The organism is Sulfitobacter sp. SK012, assembly GCF_003352085.1.
Lineage (GTDB): Bacteria > Pseudomonadota > Alphaproteobacteria > Rhodobacterales > Rhodobacteraceae > Sulfitobacter.
This window is the reverse complement of the sequence record NZ_CP025804.1, coordinates 2,717,934-2,736,014: the sequence shown is the minus strand read 5'-3', so window position 1 is coordinate 2,736,014 and position 18,081 is coordinate 2,717,934. Positions and strand designations below refer to the sequence as shown.

General features: G+C 55.0%; 15 protein-coding genes. 6 read left to right on the top strand and 9 right to left on the bottom strand.

Features of this window, described 5'->3' with window-relative positions:
- Positions 1-18 precede the first annotated feature (18 nt).
- Positions 19-2,571, top strand: coding sequence for a penicillin-binding protein 1A (locus C1J03_RS13345; protein WP_114887048.1), 2,553 nt, complete (start codon positions 19-21; stop codon positions 2,569-2,571).
- A 2-nt stretch (positions 2,572-2,573) separates the two neighbouring features.
- Here the strand turns inward: C1J03_RS13345 and C1J03_RS13340 are convergent, their stop codons facing one another.
- The gene (locus tag C1J03_RS13340) at positions 2,574-3,275 is read right to left on the bottom strand and encodes a hypothetical protein (RefSeq protein ID WP_162798535.1); all 702 of its coding nucleotides are present in this window, start codon (positions 3,273-3,275) and stop codon (positions 2,574-2,576) included.
- 201 nt (positions 3,276-3,476) lie between these two features.
- On the opposite strand from C1J03_RS13340, the gene prfB reads away from it, so the two are divergent.
- Entirely contained in the window at positions 3,477-4,601 is a 1,125-nt protein-coding gene (gene prfB / locus C1J03_RS13335) for a peptide chain release factor 2 (protein WP_114887046.1), read from the top strand.
- Here prfB and C1J03_RS13330 read toward each other — a convergent pair.
- The 3 genes from C1J03_RS13330 to C1J03_RS13320 all read right to left on the bottom strand — a co-directional run bounded on the left by C1J03_RS13330 (position 4,598) and on the right by C1J03_RS13320 (position 6,894).
- The gene (locus tag C1J03_RS13330; protein WP_114887045.1) at positions 4,598-4,840 is read right to left on the bottom strand and encodes a hypothetical protein; all 243 of its coding nucleotides are present in this window, start codon (positions 4,838-4,840) and stop codon (positions 4,598-4,600) included. The two genes, prfB and C1J03_RS13330, sit on opposite strands and share 4 nt — an antisense overlap.
- The gene (locus tag C1J03_RS13325; RefSeq protein WP_114887044.1) at positions 4,837-5,997 is read right to left on the bottom strand and encodes an aromatic ring-hydroxylating oxygenase subunit alpha; all 1,161 of its coding nucleotides are present in this window, start codon (positions 5,995-5,997) and stop codon (positions 4,837-4,839) included. Before C1J03_RS13325 ends, C1J03_RS13330 begins: the two co-directional genes overlap by 4 nt.
- A gap of 99 nt (positions 5,998-6,096) precedes the next feature.
- A complete protein-coding gene (locus C1J03_RS13320; protein ID WP_114887043.1) occupies positions 6,097-6,894 on the bottom strand; it encodes a helix-turn-helix domain-containing protein in 798 nt (265 codons plus the stop codon).
- A gap of 226 nt (positions 6,895-7,120) precedes the next feature.
- Here C1J03_RS13320 and C1J03_RS13315 point away from each other — a divergent pair, with 226 nt between their 5' ends.
- Positions 7,121-7,477 (top strand): hypothetical protein, encoded by a 357-nt coding sequence (locus C1J03_RS13315; protein ID WP_114887042.1) that lies wholly within the window; start codon positions 7,121-7,123, stop codon positions 7,475-7,477.
- 13 nt (positions 7,478-7,490) lie between these two features.
- Here the strand turns inward: C1J03_RS13315 and ilvN are convergent, their stop codons facing one another.
- The 5 genes from ilvN to C1J03_RS13290 all read right to left on the bottom strand — a co-directional run bounded on the left by ilvN (position 7,491) and on the right by C1J03_RS13290 (position 13,174).
- Positions 7,491-8,051: an acetolactate synthase small subunit gene (ilvN, locus tag C1J03_RS13310; RefSeq protein WP_114887041.1), complete on the bottom strand. Its 561-nt coding sequence runs from the start codon at positions 8,049-8,051 to the stop codon at positions 7,491-7,493.
- Positions 8,052-8,122: 71 nt separating this feature from the next.
- Positions 8,123-9,874: an acetolactate synthase 3 large subunit gene (locus C1J03_RS13305; RefSeq protein ID WP_114887040.1), complete on the bottom strand. Its 1,752-nt coding sequence runs from the start codon at positions 9,872-9,874 to the stop codon at positions 8,123-8,125.
- 440 nt (positions 9,875-10,314) lie between these two features.
- Positions 10,315-11,049: a methyl-accepting chemotaxis protein gene (locus C1J03_RS25970; protein WP_114887039.1), complete on the bottom strand. Its 735-nt coding sequence runs from the start codon at positions 11,047-11,049 to the stop codon at positions 10,315-10,317.
- Positions 11,050-11,093: 44 nt separating this feature from the next.
- Positions 11,094-11,738, bottom strand: coding sequence for a response regulator transcription factor (locus tag C1J03_RS13295; protein ID WP_114887038.1), 645 nt, complete (start codon positions 11,736-11,738; stop codon positions 11,094-11,096).
- On the bottom strand, positions 11,735-13,174 hold the full coding sequence (locus tag C1J03_RS13290; protein WP_114887037.1) for a cache domain-containing protein: 1,440 nt from the start codon (positions 13,172-13,174) through the stop codon (positions 11,735-11,737). The genes C1J03_RS13295 and C1J03_RS13290 overlap by 4 nt, the downstream gene beginning before the upstream one ends.
- Before the next feature lie 239 nt (positions 13,175-13,413).
- On the opposite strand from C1J03_RS13290, the gene C1J03_RS13285 reads away from it, so the two are divergent.
- From C1J03_RS13285 to C1J03_RS13275, 3 genes are all read left to right on the top strand, one after another.
- Entirely contained in the window at positions 13,414-14,502 is a 1,089-nt protein-coding gene (locus tag C1J03_RS13285; RefSeq protein WP_114887036.1) for a TRAP transporter substrate-binding protein, read from the top strand.
- A 137-nt stretch (positions 14,503-14,639) separates the two neighbouring features.
- Complete coding sequence (locus C1J03_RS13280) at positions 14,640-15,608, top strand: TRAP transporter small permease subunit (protein WP_114887035.1); 969 nt, start codon at positions 14,640-14,642, stop codon at positions 15,606-15,608.
- Positions 15,608-17,962, top strand: coding sequence for a TRAP transporter large permease (locus C1J03_RS13275; RefSeq protein WP_114887034.1), 2,355 nt, complete (start codon positions 15,608-15,610; stop codon positions 17,960-17,962). Before C1J03_RS13280 ends, C1J03_RS13275 begins: the two co-directional genes overlap by 1 nt.
- Positions 17,963-18,081: the final 119 nt, after the last annotated feature.

Sequence of the window (18,081 nt, the reverse complement as noted above, 5' to 3'; positions counted from 1 at the left end):
TTCAAAGGTCGTGATCTAGTGTTCCGTTTTATCCTGTCTTTCTTCGGTGGTATCTTTACCACCATCACCATGAGCATCGGCGCAATCGCGTTGACCATTGGTGCGGTTTTTTGGATGTACGGTCGGGATTTGCCGAGCCACGAAGTGCTGAGCCAATACACGCCCCCCACAATCAGCCGAATTTACTCTGGCCAGGGTCGTTTGATCGACGAATTCGCCAAGGAACGCCGCCTTTTTGCACCAGCAGATACGATCCCTGCGCTGGTCAAACAGGCTTTTATTTCGGCTGAGGACAAGAATTTCTACACCCACGAAGGCTATGATCTTCGCGGTATCGGTGCCGCGGCCTTTGACGCGGTGCAAAGCCGGGGCAAAGACGTGCGCGGTGCTTCGACGATTACTCAGCAGGTGATGAAAAACTTCTTGCTGGATGGCAGCCGTCAAGCTGAACGAAAGATCAAAGAAATAATCCTCGCGGCGCGGGTTGAGCAAGCGATGACCAAGGAAAAAATTCTTGAGCTCTACCTCAATGAGATTTTCCTCGGACAGAACTCCTATGGTGTGGCTGCGGCGTCGCAGACATATTTCAACAAAAATCTGTCTGAACTAGCCCCCCATGAGGCCGCATTCCTTGCGTCGCTGCCCAAGGCACCGTCAGATTATCATCCCGTTCGCCAGAAGGAACGCCTGGTTAACCGTCGGAACTTTGTTCTGCGCGAGATGATGGAAAACGGCTATCTTGATGAGGCCGTGTATGAGGCCGAGCGCAATGCACCTCTGCTATCGGTCCAAAATGGTGATTTTGAGAGCTTCAAATCATCGCTGCCGCCACGTGATTACTTTACGGATGAAATTCGCCGTCAACTGTCTGTCGACTTTGGCGAGGGCGAGTTCTTTACCGGTGGTCTGACCGTGCGCGCGACAATCGATAATGAGATGCAGCCGATTGCGGCGCACGCGCTGCAACTCCAACTCGAGCAATACGACCGAGGACAGGGTATCTGGCGCGGTACGCGCCTGAAGATCCCTGCCGAAGAGCTGGTGGATGAGGCAACATGGCGTGAGGCGCTGGCAAACCTGCGTGTACCCCGCGATATTTCGCTAGAATCCAAGTGGTATCCTGCGGTCGTGCTTGAGATTGGTGCCAATGAGGCACGTATCGGGATCGAGAATATAGACAACGCAGAGGGCGGCAACTGGATCCCTGCAAAGGACGTGCAGTGGGCCCGCAAACGTCTGGAAAACGGCAAGCTGGCCAAACGCGCAAAGGTCGCGGGCGATTTGGTTGCCGTAGGCGATGTGGTGCTGGTGCGCCGTATGGTTGCCGACGACGACGGCAGTTTCATCCGCTGGACATTGCGTCAGGTGCCCGAAGTGCAGGGCGGCTTTGTCGCGATGGACGTCGACACTGGCCGCGTGATCGCCATGCAGGGCGGGTTTTCGTATCAGGCCAGTGTGTTCAACCGCGCCACGCAGGCGAAACGCCAACCCGGATCAAGCTTTAAGCCGTTCGTCTATGCTTCTGCGCTCGACAGTGGCTATACGCCCGCGACAATCGTTGTGGACGCGCCCATTGAAATCAACACACCGCAAGGCGTGTGGCGGCCTAAAAACGCGTCTAACCGTTTTTATGGACCAGCGCCACTTCGGACCGGTATTGAACAATCTCGGAACCTGATGACGATCCGTTTGGCCCAAGAAGTCGGCATGGATGTGGTCGGTGGGTACGCGGAACGCTTTGGTGTTTATGATGATCTGTCACCTGTGCTCGCAAACGCGCTTGGCTCCCAAGAAACCACGCTTTATCAGATGGTTGCAGCCTATGCCATGTTCGCAAATGGGGGCGAGCGGGTTGAGCCGACGCTGGTGGACCGGGTGCAGGACCGCTATGGCCGCACGGTTTACAAGCATGACCAGCGCATATGCAACGACTGCAAACTCACATCGCTTGCACCTGGGCTTGCGCCGCGCGTTATCTCGAACCGCGAGCAGGTCATGGACCCAATTACGGCCTATCAGTTGACGTCAATGATGCGCGGCGTGGTTGAGCGTGGCACGGCCCGCAAGGCTGTGAACCTGCCTGTGCCAATCGCTGGCAAGACCGGGACGACCAATGATGAAAAGGACGCATGGTTTGTTGGCTTTTCGTCCAACATCGTTGCGGGTTGCTACATTGGATATGACACGCCGCGCCCGATGGGCCGGGGGGCTGGGGGCGGCGCGCTTTGCGCACCGGTATTCCAACGGTTTATGTCTCAGGCGATTACAAAATATGGTGGTGGCGAATTCGAAGTGCCCGAAGGATGCGCATTCATTAACATCGACCGCTTCTCTGGATCACGTTTGAGCGAAACTGCAAGCGGCCCGAATGTTGTGTCTGAGTGTTTCCGCGACGGCGAGTTCATCAACTTTGGTATTACTTTTGACGGCGGCTTTGCGATGGGTGCGGATTTGCCCTTGGTTGATGGCGTCGGCCTCGTGAGCAAAGAAGTCACCACATCAACCGGCCAAAAGGCAACCGTTGGCCCCAAAGCCAGCTTTGGCTCGCTCAGCTCTGGCGGTCTTTACTAGAACTAGTCGACCAGTTTCTGGTCGAGGCCTAGCGGGTTGAGATACTCTTGGACCAAAGATCGTTCGATCTCTGGCAAAGTATCATCGAAATATCGGAATGTTCGGATGTCACGCAGTTGCGACACTGGTCTGGTACCTTTGGCCTCCTGATCGACATAGCGGGCGAAATCACCTGTGAACTTTTCTACCGCATGGTCGAGCTTTTTGGTGTCGATTTCTTCTCTTCCGGCAGTAAGAAAATCGATCACATCAGCTACTGATTTATGCGGATTAGTATAGAGATTTCCGTAGCTCAGTGCATGCACGCGACAACTCGAGGGCAGGTTCGGATCAAGGCACCATTTGAACACGAAACCCTTCCAGTACTCGAGGGCTTTGGGCAGAAACATCTGCCAGTGCTCGCGGGTGTCCTGTAGCTGTTTGTGGTGAACTTGAAATTCAAAAAACGATTGTACGGACTCAAGTGGATGCCGGTATTGTACCAGATACTGTGCTGCCGGCGTGATTGGTATGCCAGTGTTGCCTTTCATGAGGTCAAAGTCGTGATCCTTGACATAGTTTGCCTCGGCGACAACATCATTCGTGTCGGTGTGAGCCTTCCCGAAGATTAGGCGAGGTCCAAAGTAAGCCTTGCTCATATTGCGCAAAAAACGATGGCCGGATCGAGGGTAGCATGGGTTCAGGGTGCGCAGGATTGGGGGCATGGACTTTCCGTGTTTCGGCTATGCCCGTTCAGCGGGCTATCACGTTGGTGATAGCGGCAAACACGGGCTCCGTCCAACGCTCAACTGGCGTGTTTTCCCTGCCTGCGCCGGGCCGTCCCGTCGCTTGCGGCGCGGTGTCCGTCGCGGTATAGAGCGGGGCCGCGCAGGCTCACTCGCGCGGTGGTCAAAAAGAGGACTGAAATGCGCGCAGAGGCCCAGAACACCGCCGACCAGATCGGGAAGTCGCTTGAGCTTTTGGCGCAACGCCTGAACGTCGAGACGGCCACCTACCGGCTTGAAGAATTCAATGCCCGCGTCGAGGACCCCAAACTGTGGGATGATCCTGAGGCTGCGCAAAAACTGATGCGCGATCGTCAAGCGCTGGTTGACGCAATCGCCACCTATGATGGCATCAAACAAGAGCTGTCTGACAACGTTGAGCTGATCGAGATGGGCGAGATGGAGGACGACTACGAGGTTGTCTCCGAAGCCGAAGCTGCGCTGAAAAAGCTCTCGGTCAAGGCTGCACAAAAGGAACTGGAAGCGCTGCTTGACGGTGAAGCGGACGCCAATGATACGTTTCTTGAGATCAACTCCGGGGCAGGCGGCACGGAAAGCTGCGATTGGGCCAGTATGCTCGCGCGGATGTATATCCGTTGGGCTGAGAAAAAAGGCTATTCCGTTGAGCTGCAATCCGAGAGTGCTGGTGAAGAAGCGGGCATTAAATCGGCTTCGTATAAAATTAGTGGGCATAATGCCTATGGTTGGTTGAAATCGGAATCTGGTGTGCACCGTTTGGTTCGAATTTCACCGTTTGATTCCGCAGCGAAGCGGCACACGTCTTTTACCTCCGTAAAGGTGTATCCGGTGGTGGATGACAACATCGAGATTGAGGTGAACCAATCCGATATCCGTATCGATACCTACCGCTCATCCGGTGCGGGCGGCCAGCACGTCAACACAACAGATTCCGCGGTCCGCATTACCCACCACCCGACCGGCATCGTTGTGACCAGTTCGGAAAAGTCGCAGCACCAAAACCGCGATATCGCGATGAAGGCCCTGAAATCTCGTCTTTACCAGATCGAGCTCGATAAGCGCTCAGCGATGGTGAACGAGGTGCATGAAAACGCCGGTGACGCGGGCTGGGGCAACCAGATCCGGTCATATGTGTTGCAACCGTACCAGATGGTCAAAGACCTGCGCACCAATTACGAGACGTCTGATACCAAAGGCGTTCTCGACGGTGATCTGGACGGTTTGATGGGGGCGACATTGGCGCTGGCCGTGTCAGGAAAAAGCCGCGCTGAAGCGCAAGGCAACTAACGGTAGGGGGCCCGCGCCGGGTCCAACGGGGCTTCACGGCCCGCATCAATCAATTCTTGCCGTAGTTTGCCGGTATCTGGATGGTTCATTTCCAGCGCAAAGACATGCGCATGGGTCAGAAAAAATGCTTTGGCCTGCATATCATCTGCGTGTTCAGCAGCTTTGCCATAAAGCCTAACCAAAGCGGCGGTATCACCGGCTGCATGTGCGGCCAGCAGCTGCGCATCGAGTGCGCTCACTCCGCCGCCTGAGGGGGCGCACGATGACGCTGCAGTTGTGCCGCGACCCAGTCGTGGAAAAGATGCGTGGGCCCGTCCATCGCAGGTGAAAACCGCCCGCCGTCAAACTGTGGACCGTGGCGTCCGCGCTGCATTCCCTCAACCACAAAGATATCTTCGGCAAAGACCTCTTTCCACTGCTCAGTGTTGCGCGCCCGCAAATCCGCGTCCGTTTGAGGGTGCGCATAATACAAGTGGATATTCTCAGCCGTCCGGTCCGGCCCTTCCGGGACAAGCACGATGGCAAAGGTATGATCGCGGTGCACACCCAGCAAAACATTGGGATAGGCAGTGATGTATTCGGCCGCTGTGTCCCATTTTGCATCAAGGCCCTCAAAATCGGGAAACCGGACACCGTCCGCACCGGTCAACTGGCGGTAAACAAGCGTGCCTTGGCCCGAATAGCTGCCGGGCGCTTCGATGTGATAATGATCCTCCAGCCGCGAATAGCTGTTCAGGCCCGGATGCACCCATGGCAGATGATAGCTTTCGCAGTAATTCTCGACGGCAAGCTTCCAGTTGCAATTGACCTCAAGCTCAAACCGACTGTCTGGTCCGCCATGATAGATAGGTTTGTCGAACTCGGCCCACCTGGCAATCAGATCGGCATTTACGACCTCAAATGAAGGAGCCGTACCCGAGACGTTGATCCAGATCACATCCATCCAAATATGGCTGCGGATTTCAATGAGACCCAAAAGCGCGCGGTCTATCCCTTCATGGGTGTTTCGACCGGGCCCGCCCACATGAGGCGTGCTGACCAGACGGCCGTCCGTTGAATAACACCAACTGTGGTAGGGGCACCGGATCGCACCTTCGATCTTGCGCGGGGTGTCCACGAGGATCATGCCCCGGTGACGGCAGGTGTTTTGAAAAACCCGGATTTCGCCCGCCTTATCGCGAACCATCAGCAGCGGTATACTCAGGAATGTGACAGGCACTGCATCGCCAATGTCAGGAACATCAGCGCCGACACCAAGCCCAGCCCAATTATCAAAAAGCACTGCCTGACGTTCTTCGTCAAAGACATTTGGGTCAATGTAATGGGCATTTGGCAGGCCATTCGCCTGCGCCAAGGGGCGGCGTACGTGGCTTAGATCAGAGGGGGCGTGGTCCATGTTGCTCTCCTGAAGACAGGTTGAGCGTAGCACAGGCCGTTGAGTTCAAGATATCCGCGAGCGACCCGATTTTGTTGCGGGCGACATCAGGTGATCTGGTTAGGAAAATGAGGTGTCGGGGCGTAACAGCCGATTGTGGAAGGGCATCAGGTCTTCCTTGGGAATAAAGCCGGTGTTGCGCGCCGCGGGCAAAACATCGGACATTTTAGTGCCAATGTACTCATATACCAACCGCGTGGCCCGCACGCCGCCCACCGTTTCAGGGACGGTACGAGTTACATAGCCAAGCCAATAGTTGTTCTCAAACGACGGCACCTGATTGAGGTAGTTGAAAGAGCACGTCATCGCATTCAGCCGCGAAACCAAGATCACCAATCCGGATTCTTGGCGCATGACCAGCCCCCGAAATTCGCGTGATGCGGCGTCAGTTGGCAATCCCTGCATCTCCATGGCTGCCTTTGTCTCATAGCCGCGCATATAGGTGTTGGCACCGGACCTCTTGATTTGTACGAGGCCCGCCACAAAGGTTCCGTGATCTACAAAACTGCGGCGTGAAAACCGGTAGAACCCGCTGGGAAACATCTCTTCGGGGATAGATTTCACACCAGAGCCTACGAAATCGCGCAAGAACGGGTTCTCGATAGGGTCATCACCGCCACCAATCTGGTCGATTGGTTCCAATAATACCCGCGCATCGACGCCAAAAAACACACAAATGCGGTCCAATACATCGGGCCGCGGAAAGCTCTCTCCGGACAGGTATCGGTTAAACTGTGTCCGGTTGATCCCCAGTTGCCGCGCCAAATCGGAAACGGAAGCATATTTAGCGCCAAGAGTGCGCAAGTTTGCGCCGAACATATTACGCAGTTGGGCAGGGGTCCGCTGAGGTATCGACATTTATTCGAACAATAGCTCCGTTTTGGTCTGGCTAGCCAGTCAGTGTGGTGTCAACAGCAACAAAAAACCGCATTTGATGCTAATTGACGTCAGTTGTGATCGTAACTGTGTCATTTCGTACTTTGCTCCGACACAAATTGCAAGCGGACGTAGCACAATAGGGATGTCGCAACACGCTAAGGTATTGTTAGCAATTAGAGGTAGAAACTTATTTGGTGGGCATGTCATGTTTGGTGTAGTTCTCTGGAGCGACGTAGAGGACCGAAAAGCGGTTTTCTGGTGTGAAGATCATGGGGATTTGGCGTTTTATCAGGAGGTGGAAAGCCCATTGATAAACGGCGATTTTTTCGATGCAGGGGATATGGTGCACTTTGACGTTTTTGTGCACCAACGGTTGCGCAAAGCCAGCAACGCGCATCTCGTTCAAGAAGGTGCCTGCGAGGGGCTGCCAAATGATCTACGGGGCACTGCCGTGAAAGAGCCGCCGTTGACGCGGCCTCATCACCAAGCGTCCGCAACAGTCTTGCCTTTTGTGCCACCGGCGCGAATGCACGCCGACAGCGAAAACCGCCTAAAGGCCTAGCGGCTACGTGCCGTCACTCGCCTCGGGGCAGGGCGGCAACGCCGGTTCGTGCAACTTCGGACAGGCCCAAGGGGCGCATCAGATCGGCAAAAGCATCGATTTTCTCAGGCGCGCCTGTGATTTCAAACACAAAACTGTTGAGCGTGCTGTCGACAACATTGGCGCGAAAAATATCTGCCATCCGTAGCGCCTCGACACGTTTGTCGCCTGTGCCCGTTACCTTGAACATCGCCAACTCGCGTTCAACGCTGGCACCTTCAACGGTAAGATCATGCACATCATACACGGACACAATCCGGCCAAGCTGAGCCTTGATTTGCTCAATTACTTGCGGCGTGCCTGATGTCACGATGGTGATGCGGCTTAGATGTCCTGCCTGGTCCACTTCGGCCACGGTCAGGCTGTCGATGTTATAGCCGCGGCCAGAAAAAAGCCCAATCACACGTGCCAGCACACCCGGCTCGTTTTCCACCAGCACTGCGAGGGTGTGCCGCTCGATCACGTCGGAAAAGTTTGGCTTTAGGTTATAGGCAGAATGGGACGTCGCCCCTTTTTTCAGTTTTAGCGCTGACATGCGTTACTTCCTTCTAAATCTTGCGCCAGAAATCCCTTGGATCCCCGGCCGTTTTCTGATGCGAAAACGGGTTAAACCAGCACTGAACCTTTGGCGTCGATCACACCTTGGGTATCGGCCTCGCCCAGCAGCATCTCGTTATGTGCCTTGCCTGATGGGATCATCGGAAAGCAGTTCTCGTGCTTTTCGACGCAGCAATCAAAGATCACCGGGCCATCGTGGTTCAACATTTCCATGATCGCATCGTCCAGATCCGCTGGGTCTGAACACAAAATACCCTTTGCACCAAACGCTTCGGCCAATTTCACGAAATCGGGCAATGCTTCGGACCAGCTTTGGGAATACCGTTCGCCATGCAGCAATTCCTGCCACTGGCGTACCATGCCCAGACGTTCGTTGTTCAGGATGAACTGTTTGACTGGCAGGCCGTATTGCATGGCCGTACCCATTTCTTGCATGTTCATCAGCCAGGATGCTTCTCCGGCCACGTTGATCACAAGGCTGTCGCGATGCGCCATTTGCACGCCGATGCTGGCTGGAAAGCCGTACCCCATCGTGCCCAAACCGCCAGATGTCATCCAGCGGTTCGGATCCTCGAACCCAAGGTATTGCGCAGCCCACATTTGGTGCTGGCCAACTTCGGTGGTGATATAGCGATCATAGTCTTTGGTCAGAGCCTCTAGCCGCGAAAGCGCGTATTGCGGTCTGATGATCTTGCCTTCTTGCTTGAACTTCAAGCAATCAACCGCTTGCCACTCTTCGATCTGTTTCCACCATTTGGCCAAGCCTTCGCCGTTGGTTTTGCGACCGCGCGACTTCCAAACCTTCAACAGGTCTTCAAGCACGTGACCCACATCGCCAACGATCGGAATATCGACGCGGATGACCTTGTTGATGGACGACGGATCAATATCGATATGGGCTTTGATCGAATTGGGGCTGAAGCTGTCGATGACACCGGTAATGCGGTCGTCAAACCGGGCACCGATGTTGATCATCAAATCGCAGTCATGCATCGCCATGTTGGCCTCATAAAGACCGTGCATGCCCAACATCCCAAGCCATTTGTCGCCCGACGCCGGATAGGATCCCAGACCCATCAACGTTGAAGTGATCGGAAAGCCGGTGGCCTGAACCAATTCACGCAAGAGCTGGCTGGCACCGGGGCCCGAGTTGATCACGCCGCCACCTGTATAGAACAACGGGCGCTTGGCTTTTTCCATCGCAGCCACCAGTTCGGTGATTTCTTCCATGTCGCCTTTGACCTTGGGTTGATACCGCGAGGTCGAAGGTTTCTTTGGCGTATAGGTGCCGGTGGCGAACTGTACGTCCTTAGGAATATCTACCAACACGGGGCCAGGCCGACCCGAAATGGCCACATGAAACGCCTCGTGGATCACGCCAGACAGCAGGTCGGTTTCTTTAACCAGCCAATTGTGCTTGGTGCAGGGGCGGGTGATGCCAACGGTGTCGGCCTCCTGAAAGGCGTCTGAGCCGATCATAAATGTGGGCACTTGGCCGGTCAGCACGACAATCGGAATACTATCGAGCAAGGCATCCGTCAGGCCGGTCACCGCATTGGTGGCACCGGGCCCGGAGGTCACAAGGCACACACCCGGTTTGCCGGTTGAGCGCGCATAGCCTTCGGCGGCATGCACCGCACCTTGTTCGTGACGCACCAAAACATGCTGAATGCTGTTTTGCTGGAAAATGGCATCATAGATCGGCAAGACAGCCCCGCCGGGATATCCGAATACGGTGTCGACGCCCTGATCAATTAGGGCCTGCACGATCATCTGCGCTCCGGTCATTTGGCGGCTCATTGTCTTGTCCTTCTTCTTTTGACGTGTCGTATATTGGTTCGGTTAGAGAGTGGCAGATTGATCGGCGCATAAAAAAGCCCCCGGTTTTGGCGGGGGCGCATGGGGACTGAAAGGGTCAACCGTTACCGGCCCATGCGCTTTCTTTCTACAATGACGACGAGGCACAACATGCCGAAAATCTCCGTTAAAGTCAGCTGGACATTATGATCGTAGCTGCGCACCGTCAACAGGCAATTGAATGAAAAAAGTGTCTCACGGAAGGTTTTTTGTGAACTAAAGTTGCGCGAGATTGCGGTATTTTGGTTTTATCGGAAAATATCAACCAGTTTTTGCCCGTTTTTGAACCACACAATCTGCTCAGGATCACAGTTGGCCGCGCTTGCGGTAATTCCTAGGCTTTTAGAGGTGGAACGGGACATATCGAGTGAATTGCCTCGTGCTTAGGAAATCAGGGCCATATCGCCGCGCGCGGCTTGCGCCAAAGTCTGGATTTCTTCTGCAAGTGATTTGAATTCTTGCGCAATCACGATCAGTCCCTTGCCGACATCGCCAGCGCGCGTGGCTTCGACACTGGCGTTCAATGATACCAATCGTACATGTTTGCCAATCCGCTCCAGCCGGTACAAGCGTTCTGACAGCGCCTTTGCGGCCTGCGTCGCACTTGCCAGCTCTAGGTCGTGTCGCATCTGGAAGTCGCTCCAAAGGGCATCGGCCATATGTGTAACAGCATCAAAGTATACATCCCGCGCAAAATTCATGTGCCGTTGGAAGCAGGCGTATTGGGTGCTGGTTTTCTGCTCAGTGACCCACAGCAGATCTTTATTCAAAGGCTCCATCGCGGTGATGATCTCTAAAACTTCGGGCTTTTGTTGCGCTACGCTGTGGACCCAACGGCTAAGCGCAGGGGTTGCTCCGGGTAAAAGAGCACCATGGGTTAGGGTGGCATTGACCTTGGTGATCGTGGCGATTTCGTCGTGCAAGATAGCCAAATAGCGGTCGCGGTCGATCTGAAGGGTTTGTTGGCCGGGTTCTTGGGCACGCAAAAGGCTACTAAAAAGCCCCAATCGTACAGCGCGCGCGCGCAACGTGGCTACCATATCGATGGCGCGGCGAATGGACTCGGATGCTTTGTGATCGAATTCATCAGATTTGTTAGGGGGCGCGCAGATGTCCATGGTTGGGTAAAATGCAGATAAACCACTAAGAAACTGTTAGGCGGTTAAAAACTGCTGCCGGTGCCCTGTAACACGCCATGTTCAAGCGCATATCTTGTCAGCCCGGCGGTGCTTGAAATACCCAATTTGCGTTTGATGTTCTTGCGGTGCGTCTCGACGGTGCGAACCGAGATATCAAGCGTGTGCGCAACCTGCTTGTTTGATTGACCCTGTGCCAGTTGCAGCAAGATGGTTTGCTCGCGCCCTGTCAAAGCCTCGCGGGCACCGCTTTCTTTGGGCTCGAGCGACCCTTGTGCGCCTGTGCATAGATAACGTTCCCCAGCCATGACAGTGTCGATGGCAAGCTTGATTTCATCGGTCGGAACATCCTTTAGGATATAGCCCATTGCCCCATGGCTGAGTGCTGAGGCGATATATTCGGGATTATCGTGCATGGTCAGGATCACAACGCGGGTGCCGGGACGGCGTTCCAGAACAATCTCTGTCGCGCCCAATCCGCCAAGTTCCGGCATGTTGAGGTCCATCAAGATCACATCAGGGTCCAGCGCCTCCAACTGATCGACCATCGCGCGACCATTGGTAAGCGTGCCGGTGACCTCAACGTCGTCATAGCTTTCTAGAATGGACTGGATGCCCTCTGCGACCATGGGGTGGTCGTCAACGATCACAATGCGGATCTTATCGGTCATGCAGTGGTCTTTCCTGTGCTTTGTCGCGCATTGGCCCTGCGGGCGTCGGCAGGGTCGGGGGGCAGCATATGGCTTAAAGGGACGGTCGCTTCAATAGAGGTGCCTATTCCGGAAACCGGGCGCAGTAGCAGCGTACCGCCCAGTTGCTCCATACGTTCTTGCATATTGCGCAAGCCTAGACCGGGTGTATGACGGCGCGCATCAAAGCCGCTGCCGTTGTCGGAGATCTGCAAACTGGCCCCGTGCCGATGCCCGCGCAGCGTGACGTCGACATGGGTTGCAGAAGCATGCCGCTCAATATTGGTCAGCGCTTCCTGGGCAATACGGTAGAGTGCGATCTTGGCCTCGTTGTCCAACCGGTTGCGAAACACGGCCGTCTCGTAGGTGCATTTGATGTTGGTGCGTGTCGCGAAATCTTCGGTGAGCGTTTTGAGCGCGGGGCCAAGCCCCAGATCATCCAATACACCCGGGCGCAGATCGCGGCTTATGCGGCGGACTTCGGAAATGGCCTCGCCCAAAGTGGCGATCCCTTTGCCCAAAGGCTCTGCCGCACTGCCGTCGCCCCGGTCGAGCCTACGCCGCGCATTATCCAGCGCATAGCGCACGCCCACCAGTATTTGGCTGATCCCGTCATGGAGTTCGCGCGCCACGCGGCCACGTTCCTCTTCTTGGGCATCAAACACCCGCTGCGTGAGTTTCTTGAGCTTGGCATCCGCAAGACGACGTTCGCGTAAATTGATGACCATCCCTGTGCCGAACACGGCCAGAAGGGCGGCCAACGTGATCGCGCCAATATAGACGAATGTCCGCTGGACCCGCGCCTCAACGTCCGCACGCGCTGTGGCTACCGAAGCCAGCACGTCATCGATGAAAACGCCCGTGCCAACCACCCACTGCCAGTCTTGCAGCCCAGTAACATAGGCAATCATCCGCGCCTCTTCACCGGTAGAGGGCTTGGGCCATAAAAAGCTGTGATACCCCGCGCCGTTGCGTGCTGTCTGGATCAAAGCATCGACAACAGGGGTGCCTTCACTATCAGTTTGCCCAGCCCAGTTTAGGTTGATGCGCGCGGTTTCACGCGGGCTGACCAACACTGTGCCGTCATAGTCATAGACAAAGAACTGCCCATCATCGCCATAGATCATGGCCGCCAAAATCTGCGCCACCGCGCGCTTGGCGGCGATGTCCTCAGGCGCAGCAGAGCCATAGATGAAATAGAACCCGTTTCGCGCTTGGGTCACATAGTTGCGCAACTCGGCTTTCTTGGCCTCAATCAGCTGCGTCTCTAATGCTCGGATTTCTTCTTGGGCCACGGCACGGCTTTGCACGGCGACCAATGCAGCGATTGCCGCCACGGCCGCGATCAGCGGGACAGTGGCCAGCAAGGTCAGCTTTTGGGCATAGCTGGGCACAAAAAGAGAAAGCAAACGGCGCATCTCGATTCGATACGCGTAATTGGGCGCGAATCAAAGGGCAGGGACCCAATGTGGGGTGAAATTACGGCCAATCACCCCCTGATTTGCCTGTTTTACCTTTTAAAAACAGAATCAAACACTGATCTAAGCAGTACTAGGTATTTTAAATCCCACAGACGCCGTTAGGGTGAGCGAACTTGAAACGACCCGCGCGCACGAAGCGCAAAAGGCGGGCGCATCTATCCGGGAGGAATACTTATATGGATCGTCGTTCATTTTTGAAGACATCTGCAATCGGCGGCACAGCCGCAGCTACCACGACTTTGGCGGCACCAGCGTATGCACAAGGCAAGCGCACACTGACAATGGTTACATCATGGCCACGCGGTTTTGCCGTTCTGGACGATGCGGCCAGCTACCTCAACACGATGGTCAACGAAATGTCTGACGGCACGCTGACAATCGACAAAAAAGCCCCCGGTGAGTTGGTCGGCGCGTTCGAAGTTTTCGACGCCGTATCTTCTGGTCAGGCTGACATGTACCACTCTGCCGATTACTATTTCATCGGTCAGCACCCAGCCTATGCTTATTACACTGCGGTACCTTTTGGCGGTACAGCACAAGAGCTGACAAACTGGTACCACCACGGTGGCGGCCATGAGTTGCACAACGAGCTGGGCGAGATCTTCAACCTGAAGTCCTTCCTTGCGGGTAACTCCGGTTCACAGTCTGGTGGTTGGTTCCGCAATGAGATCAACTCTGCGGCAGACTTCAACGGTCTGAAATTCCGTATGCCTGGTCTTGGCGGTAAAGTACTGGGTAAACTGGGCGCTTCCGTTCAGAACATCCCGGGCGGCGAATTGTACCAAGCGCTTTCTTCTGGCGCGCTGGACGGTCTGGAGTGGGTTGGTCCATTTGCGGACGAACGCGCCGGCTTCCAAGAAGTCGCAAAAGTCTACTACACAGCGGGCTTCCACGAGCCAGGCTCCGGTCTTGCCGCCGCCGTTAACCTTGATGTCTTCAACGAGCTGTCCACAGCGCACCAGAAGATCATCGAATATGCAGCGATGGCGACAACACACACACAGCTGGCAGAAACGCTTGCAAACAACGGTGCCGCACTTGGCCGCCTGCAGCAGCAGGGTGTGAAAACCATGCAGTTCTCTGACGATGTCTGGGATGCATTTGGTAAAGCTTCTGCTGAAGTCATGGACGAAAACATGGGTGACGAACTGTTTGCACGTACACGTGAGAGCTTTGAAACGTCGCTCACATCTTCCGCCGAATGGCTGTCCAAGTCCGACGCATTCTACGTCGAGCAGCGCGAGCGTGTGCGCAACAAGGGCTAAGCCCAAATCGTTTCAAGGGCCGCGCATCATGCCGCGGCCCTTGATCCACATATAAGATACGACAGTGCAGATGCTGGAAAACGGCACAAACTCAAGTACCTAACGCGCGCGACTTGCGTGACCCGGGGAGGGGACACATGGCAGACGAGATCGTATGTTCGGGATTTTTCCGTGCAGCTGAGGGCGCAAAGCTCAGCTGCCTCGATAAATTCCAAGATAGTGGCTTTGTCCAATTTGTGACGGGCAATGTATTGGAAGCGTTCTACAATTTCTTCGCGGCGCTGTTTAATCCGGGCATGTGGCTAAATTGGTCTGACTCTCAATCCATGATGCGCTTTATCTACTATGGCGGCTCGGTTGAGCTGTTTTTTGTTTTGACCGTAGCGCTCGTGATCCTCACGATCGTTGGTATCCGCAAGCGCGAGGTCATGTGGGGCGTTGTGCGTGGGCTTGAAGGGTTCGCCAATGGCATGGGGCGTCTGTTTGCATGGGCGGGCCTGATCATGGTGGTCCAGCAAATTATCATCGTGTTCATGCAACGGATTTTCACCCGCCCTGACATCTCCATCGGGTTTGGTATTCCACTGCAGTTTGACATCAGCTGGTTCGCCGAAGAACTAAAACTTTTCAACGCGTTGGTGGTCTGTCTTTGTGTGAGCTACACCTTTGTTCAAGGCGGCCACGTACGTGTGGACCTGTTTTACGCGGGGGCAAAGTTCCGCACCAAAAAAATCGTGGATATGTTCGGTGCACTTTTCTTCATGTTGCCCTTCGCGATTATAACGTGGATGTACGGTTGGTATTTTCTTTGGCGCCATCTGGTGACGCCGAACCCATCCGCCTCTGACAGTCTGGACCTTTTGTTGCGCAAAGCACGTCTGCTGAAATGGAACGTGGAGACGATTGGCTTCTCGCCAAACGGGTTCAACGGCTACTTCCTGTTCAAAGTCTTGCTTTGCATGTTCTGTATAATGGTGATGCTGCAAGCGATTGCTCTGTTTTACCGCTCGTACTGCGAGCTTCGCGAAGGCGAAGACAGCGCAGGTAAATATCTCGACAAGGACACCCTTGGCGAAGGCGAAGAAGCCTATGAGGGAGCACACTGATGTTTTTTGGTCTGGACGGGGTCGAAATAGGCCTGATTATCGTCTTTGCTTGCCTCTTTGGCGGCATTCTATCTGGCTTTCCAGTGGCGTTTGCCATTGGTGGTGCAGGTATCATCTCATTCGGTATCATTGCCGGGTTGGACAGCGCAGGTCTGCTTATCCACCAAGCAATTGACACGTCCTCGGACGCCTACCGCGCGCTGATCAATTCAGGGATCAAAGAAGATACGGTATCGCTGTTTCGATACCCCGATTTGCCTCAAATAGGTGAGCCGGTATTCCCGTCAGGCTGGGAAGTCGCTCTTGATCGTAACGTATCGTTCATTGTGAACCGCATGAACGAACGGGTGTTGGCAGGCCAGTCCATCGAGACATTGTTGGCCGTGTTGATGTTTGTTCTGATGGGCATCACGCTGGAGCGCTCCAAGATTGCGAATGACCTGCTGACCACGATGGCCAAAGTGTTCGGGCCTCTGCCCGGCGGTCTTGCCGTTTCGGTGGTGGTTGTGGGTGCATTTCTTGCCGCCTCAACGGGTATTGTGGGTGCCACAGTTGTTACCATGGGCTTGCTTGCTTTGCCTACAATGTTGCGCAGCAATTACTCGCCTGAATTGGCGACTGGTGTGATCGCGGCGTCTGGCACTTTGGGTCAGATTATTCCGCCCTCCATCGTGATCGTTCTGCTGGGCACGCTCGCGGGTGATTTATACTCATCTGCACAAGAGGCGCGCGCGTCCTCGCTAGGCTGTACCGATGCGTTGACCTATCTAGGAGAACCAGCGGTTGTTTCGGTTGGCACCTTGTTCCAGGCGGCCTTGTTGCCCGGTATCATGCTTGCTTTACTCTATGCGCTTTATGCCTTTGGCTATGCACTGTTAAATCCTGAGCGTGCACCCGCGGTGCCGATGGGCTCTACCAATTCCGAACCTGTGACGCGCTCAGAAGCATTCACATGGTTTGTTGGCGCGCCTGTGCTGATCATTGTTGGTACAATCATCCTCGGCAATCTCGGTTTTGTTGGCTCCCAAGATACGCGGATTTCCAGCTTTACCGATATTGGCCAAAGCGCTGATCTGCGCACTAACGTGGGCGATGATTGCAAAGCCGCGATGATAGATCTGCACGGCCAAGAACGCTGGGACCTCGCGGTTGCTGAGCAAAAGGTGATCGATGATGCGGGCGGTTTGGTGGCGAGTGAGAGGCTCACCGAAGAGCAATACGCGCAAGCCCAGGCAGATAAGATCAACTTTGCGGCCCCCGTCGGTACAGGCATTGCGATCATGATGATCCTGTTGAGCCTGATCCTGACAACGGCGCGGGGTGTGTCACCATCTTCTGAAGTGAGGCCCCTGATCATCGGTGGCATTGGTGTTGTGCTGTTGTTGTTGGTCGATATCTTGCTGGTTTCGGCGAACACAACGCCGGGCACCATGGTGGTGTTGATGGCGTTGCCGTTTGCTGCCGTGATGTACGGCGTTATCTATGCGGCCAAACTTTGCGCCGCGAATGAACTTATCCGCGTGGTCTTTCCACCACTGGTGTTGATCGTGGCCGTGCTGGGGTCGATCCTTGGCGGGATCACCAACCCGACCCCAGCGGCGGCACTTGGGGCAGGCGGGGCGATCATGCTGGCGGCCTACCGCAAGCTCAAGGATCTGGACCGTTCACCCAAGGTGATCCTCTGGTCCACCCTAGCAATCGTGATCAGCATTCTTGTGGGGGTGAACTTTGATCTGCGCATAAACCAAGACGGGGTGAGCTTTGAATCATGGGTCGCATTCTTTGTGGCCTATGGTGCGTATCTCTACGCTGTGTTCGGTCTGCTGTTCGCCTGCTGGATCCTCTTTACCTCTGGCATCCTGACACCAGTGGTGCGTGAAACGGCCAAGGTAACCTCGATGGTGTTCACCATCCTGATCGGCTCGCAGCTGTTGAACCTTGTGGTCATCAGCTTTGGCGGGGAACACTACATCCAGCAGTTCCTCAAGTCCTTCGACAATGAACTCACCGTCTTTTTGATCGTGATGTTGGTGTTGTTCTTCTTGGGCTTTGTGCTCGATTTCCTTGAGATCATCTACATCGTGATCCCGATCGTCGGCCCGGTCATCTATGGCGGTACGTTCGATCCCAAATGGGTCACGATCATGATAGCGGTGAACCTGCAAACATCGTTCCTGACACCGCCCTTTGGCTTTGCGCTCTTTTACTTGCGCGGTGTTGCGCCGCCAAGTGTCACCACTGCGCATATCTACCGTGGCATCATCCCGTTTGTGCTGATCCAAGTGGCTGGGCTCGCGATCTTGTGGTCGTTCCCGTCCATCGTGACCATCATTCCGGATTTGATCCCGAATTGATTTGATCTACCCGATCCATCTGATCCAAGTGAGAGGCCGCCTGACGGGCGGCCTCATTCTTTTGTGAAGATCTCCAAGTTTGGCGGCAATTAATCCGCTGGTGCGCCGCGCAAGCCGGC

Bases quoted from the DNA above. Each gene is read 5' to 3' on its own strand.
- C1J03_RS13340 (WP_162798535.1), bottom strand. From the start codon at position 3,275: ATGCCCCCAATCCTGCGCACCCTGAACCCATGCTACCCTCGATCCGGC.
- prfB (WP_114887046.1), top strand. From the start codon at position 3,477: ATGCGCGCAGAGGCCCAGAACACCGCCGACCAGATCGGGAAGTCGCTT.
- C1J03_RS13325 (WP_114887044.1), bottom strand. From the start codon at position 5,997: ATGGACCACGCCCCCTCTGATCTAAGCCACGTACGCCGCCCCTTGGCG.
- C1J03_RS13320 (WP_114887043.1), bottom strand. From the start codon at position 6,894: ATGTCGATACCTCAGCGGACCCCTGCCCAACTGCGTAATATGTTCGGC.
- C1J03_RS13315 (WP_114887042.1), top strand. From the start codon at position 7,121: ATGTTTGGTGTAGTTCTCTGGAGCGACGTAGAGGACCGAAAAGCGGTT.
- ilvN (WP_114887041.1), bottom strand. From the start codon at position 8,051: ATGTCAGCGCTAAAACTGAAAAAAGGGGCGACGTCCCATTCTGCCTAT.
- C1J03_RS13305 (WP_114887040.1), bottom strand. From the start codon at position 9,874: ATGAGCCGCCAAATGACCGGAGCGCAGATGATCGTGCAGGCCCTAATT.
- C1J03_RS25970 (WP_114887039.1), bottom strand. From the start codon at position 11,049: ATGGACATCTGCGCGCCCCCTAACAAATCTGATGAATTCGATCACAAA.
- C1J03_RS13295 (WP_114887038.1), bottom strand. From the start codon at position 11,738: ATGACCGATAAGATCCGCATTGTGATCGTTGACGACCACCCCATGGTC.
- C1J03_RS13290 (WP_114887037.1), bottom strand. From the start codon at position 13,174: ATGCGCCGTTTGCTTTCTCTTTTTGTGCCCAGCTATGCCCAAAAGCTG.
- C1J03_RS13285 (WP_114887036.1), top strand. From the start codon at position 13,414: ATGGATCGTCGTTCATTTTTGAAGACATCTGCAATCGGCGGCACAGCC.
- C1J03_RS13280 (WP_114887035.1), top strand. From the start codon at position 14,640: ATGGCAGACGAGATCGTATGTTCGGGATTTTTCCGTGCAGCTGAGGGC.
- C1J03_RS13275 (WP_114887034.1), top strand. From the start codon at position 15,608: ATGTTTTTTGGTCTGGACGGGGTCGAAATAGGCCTGATTATCGTCTTT.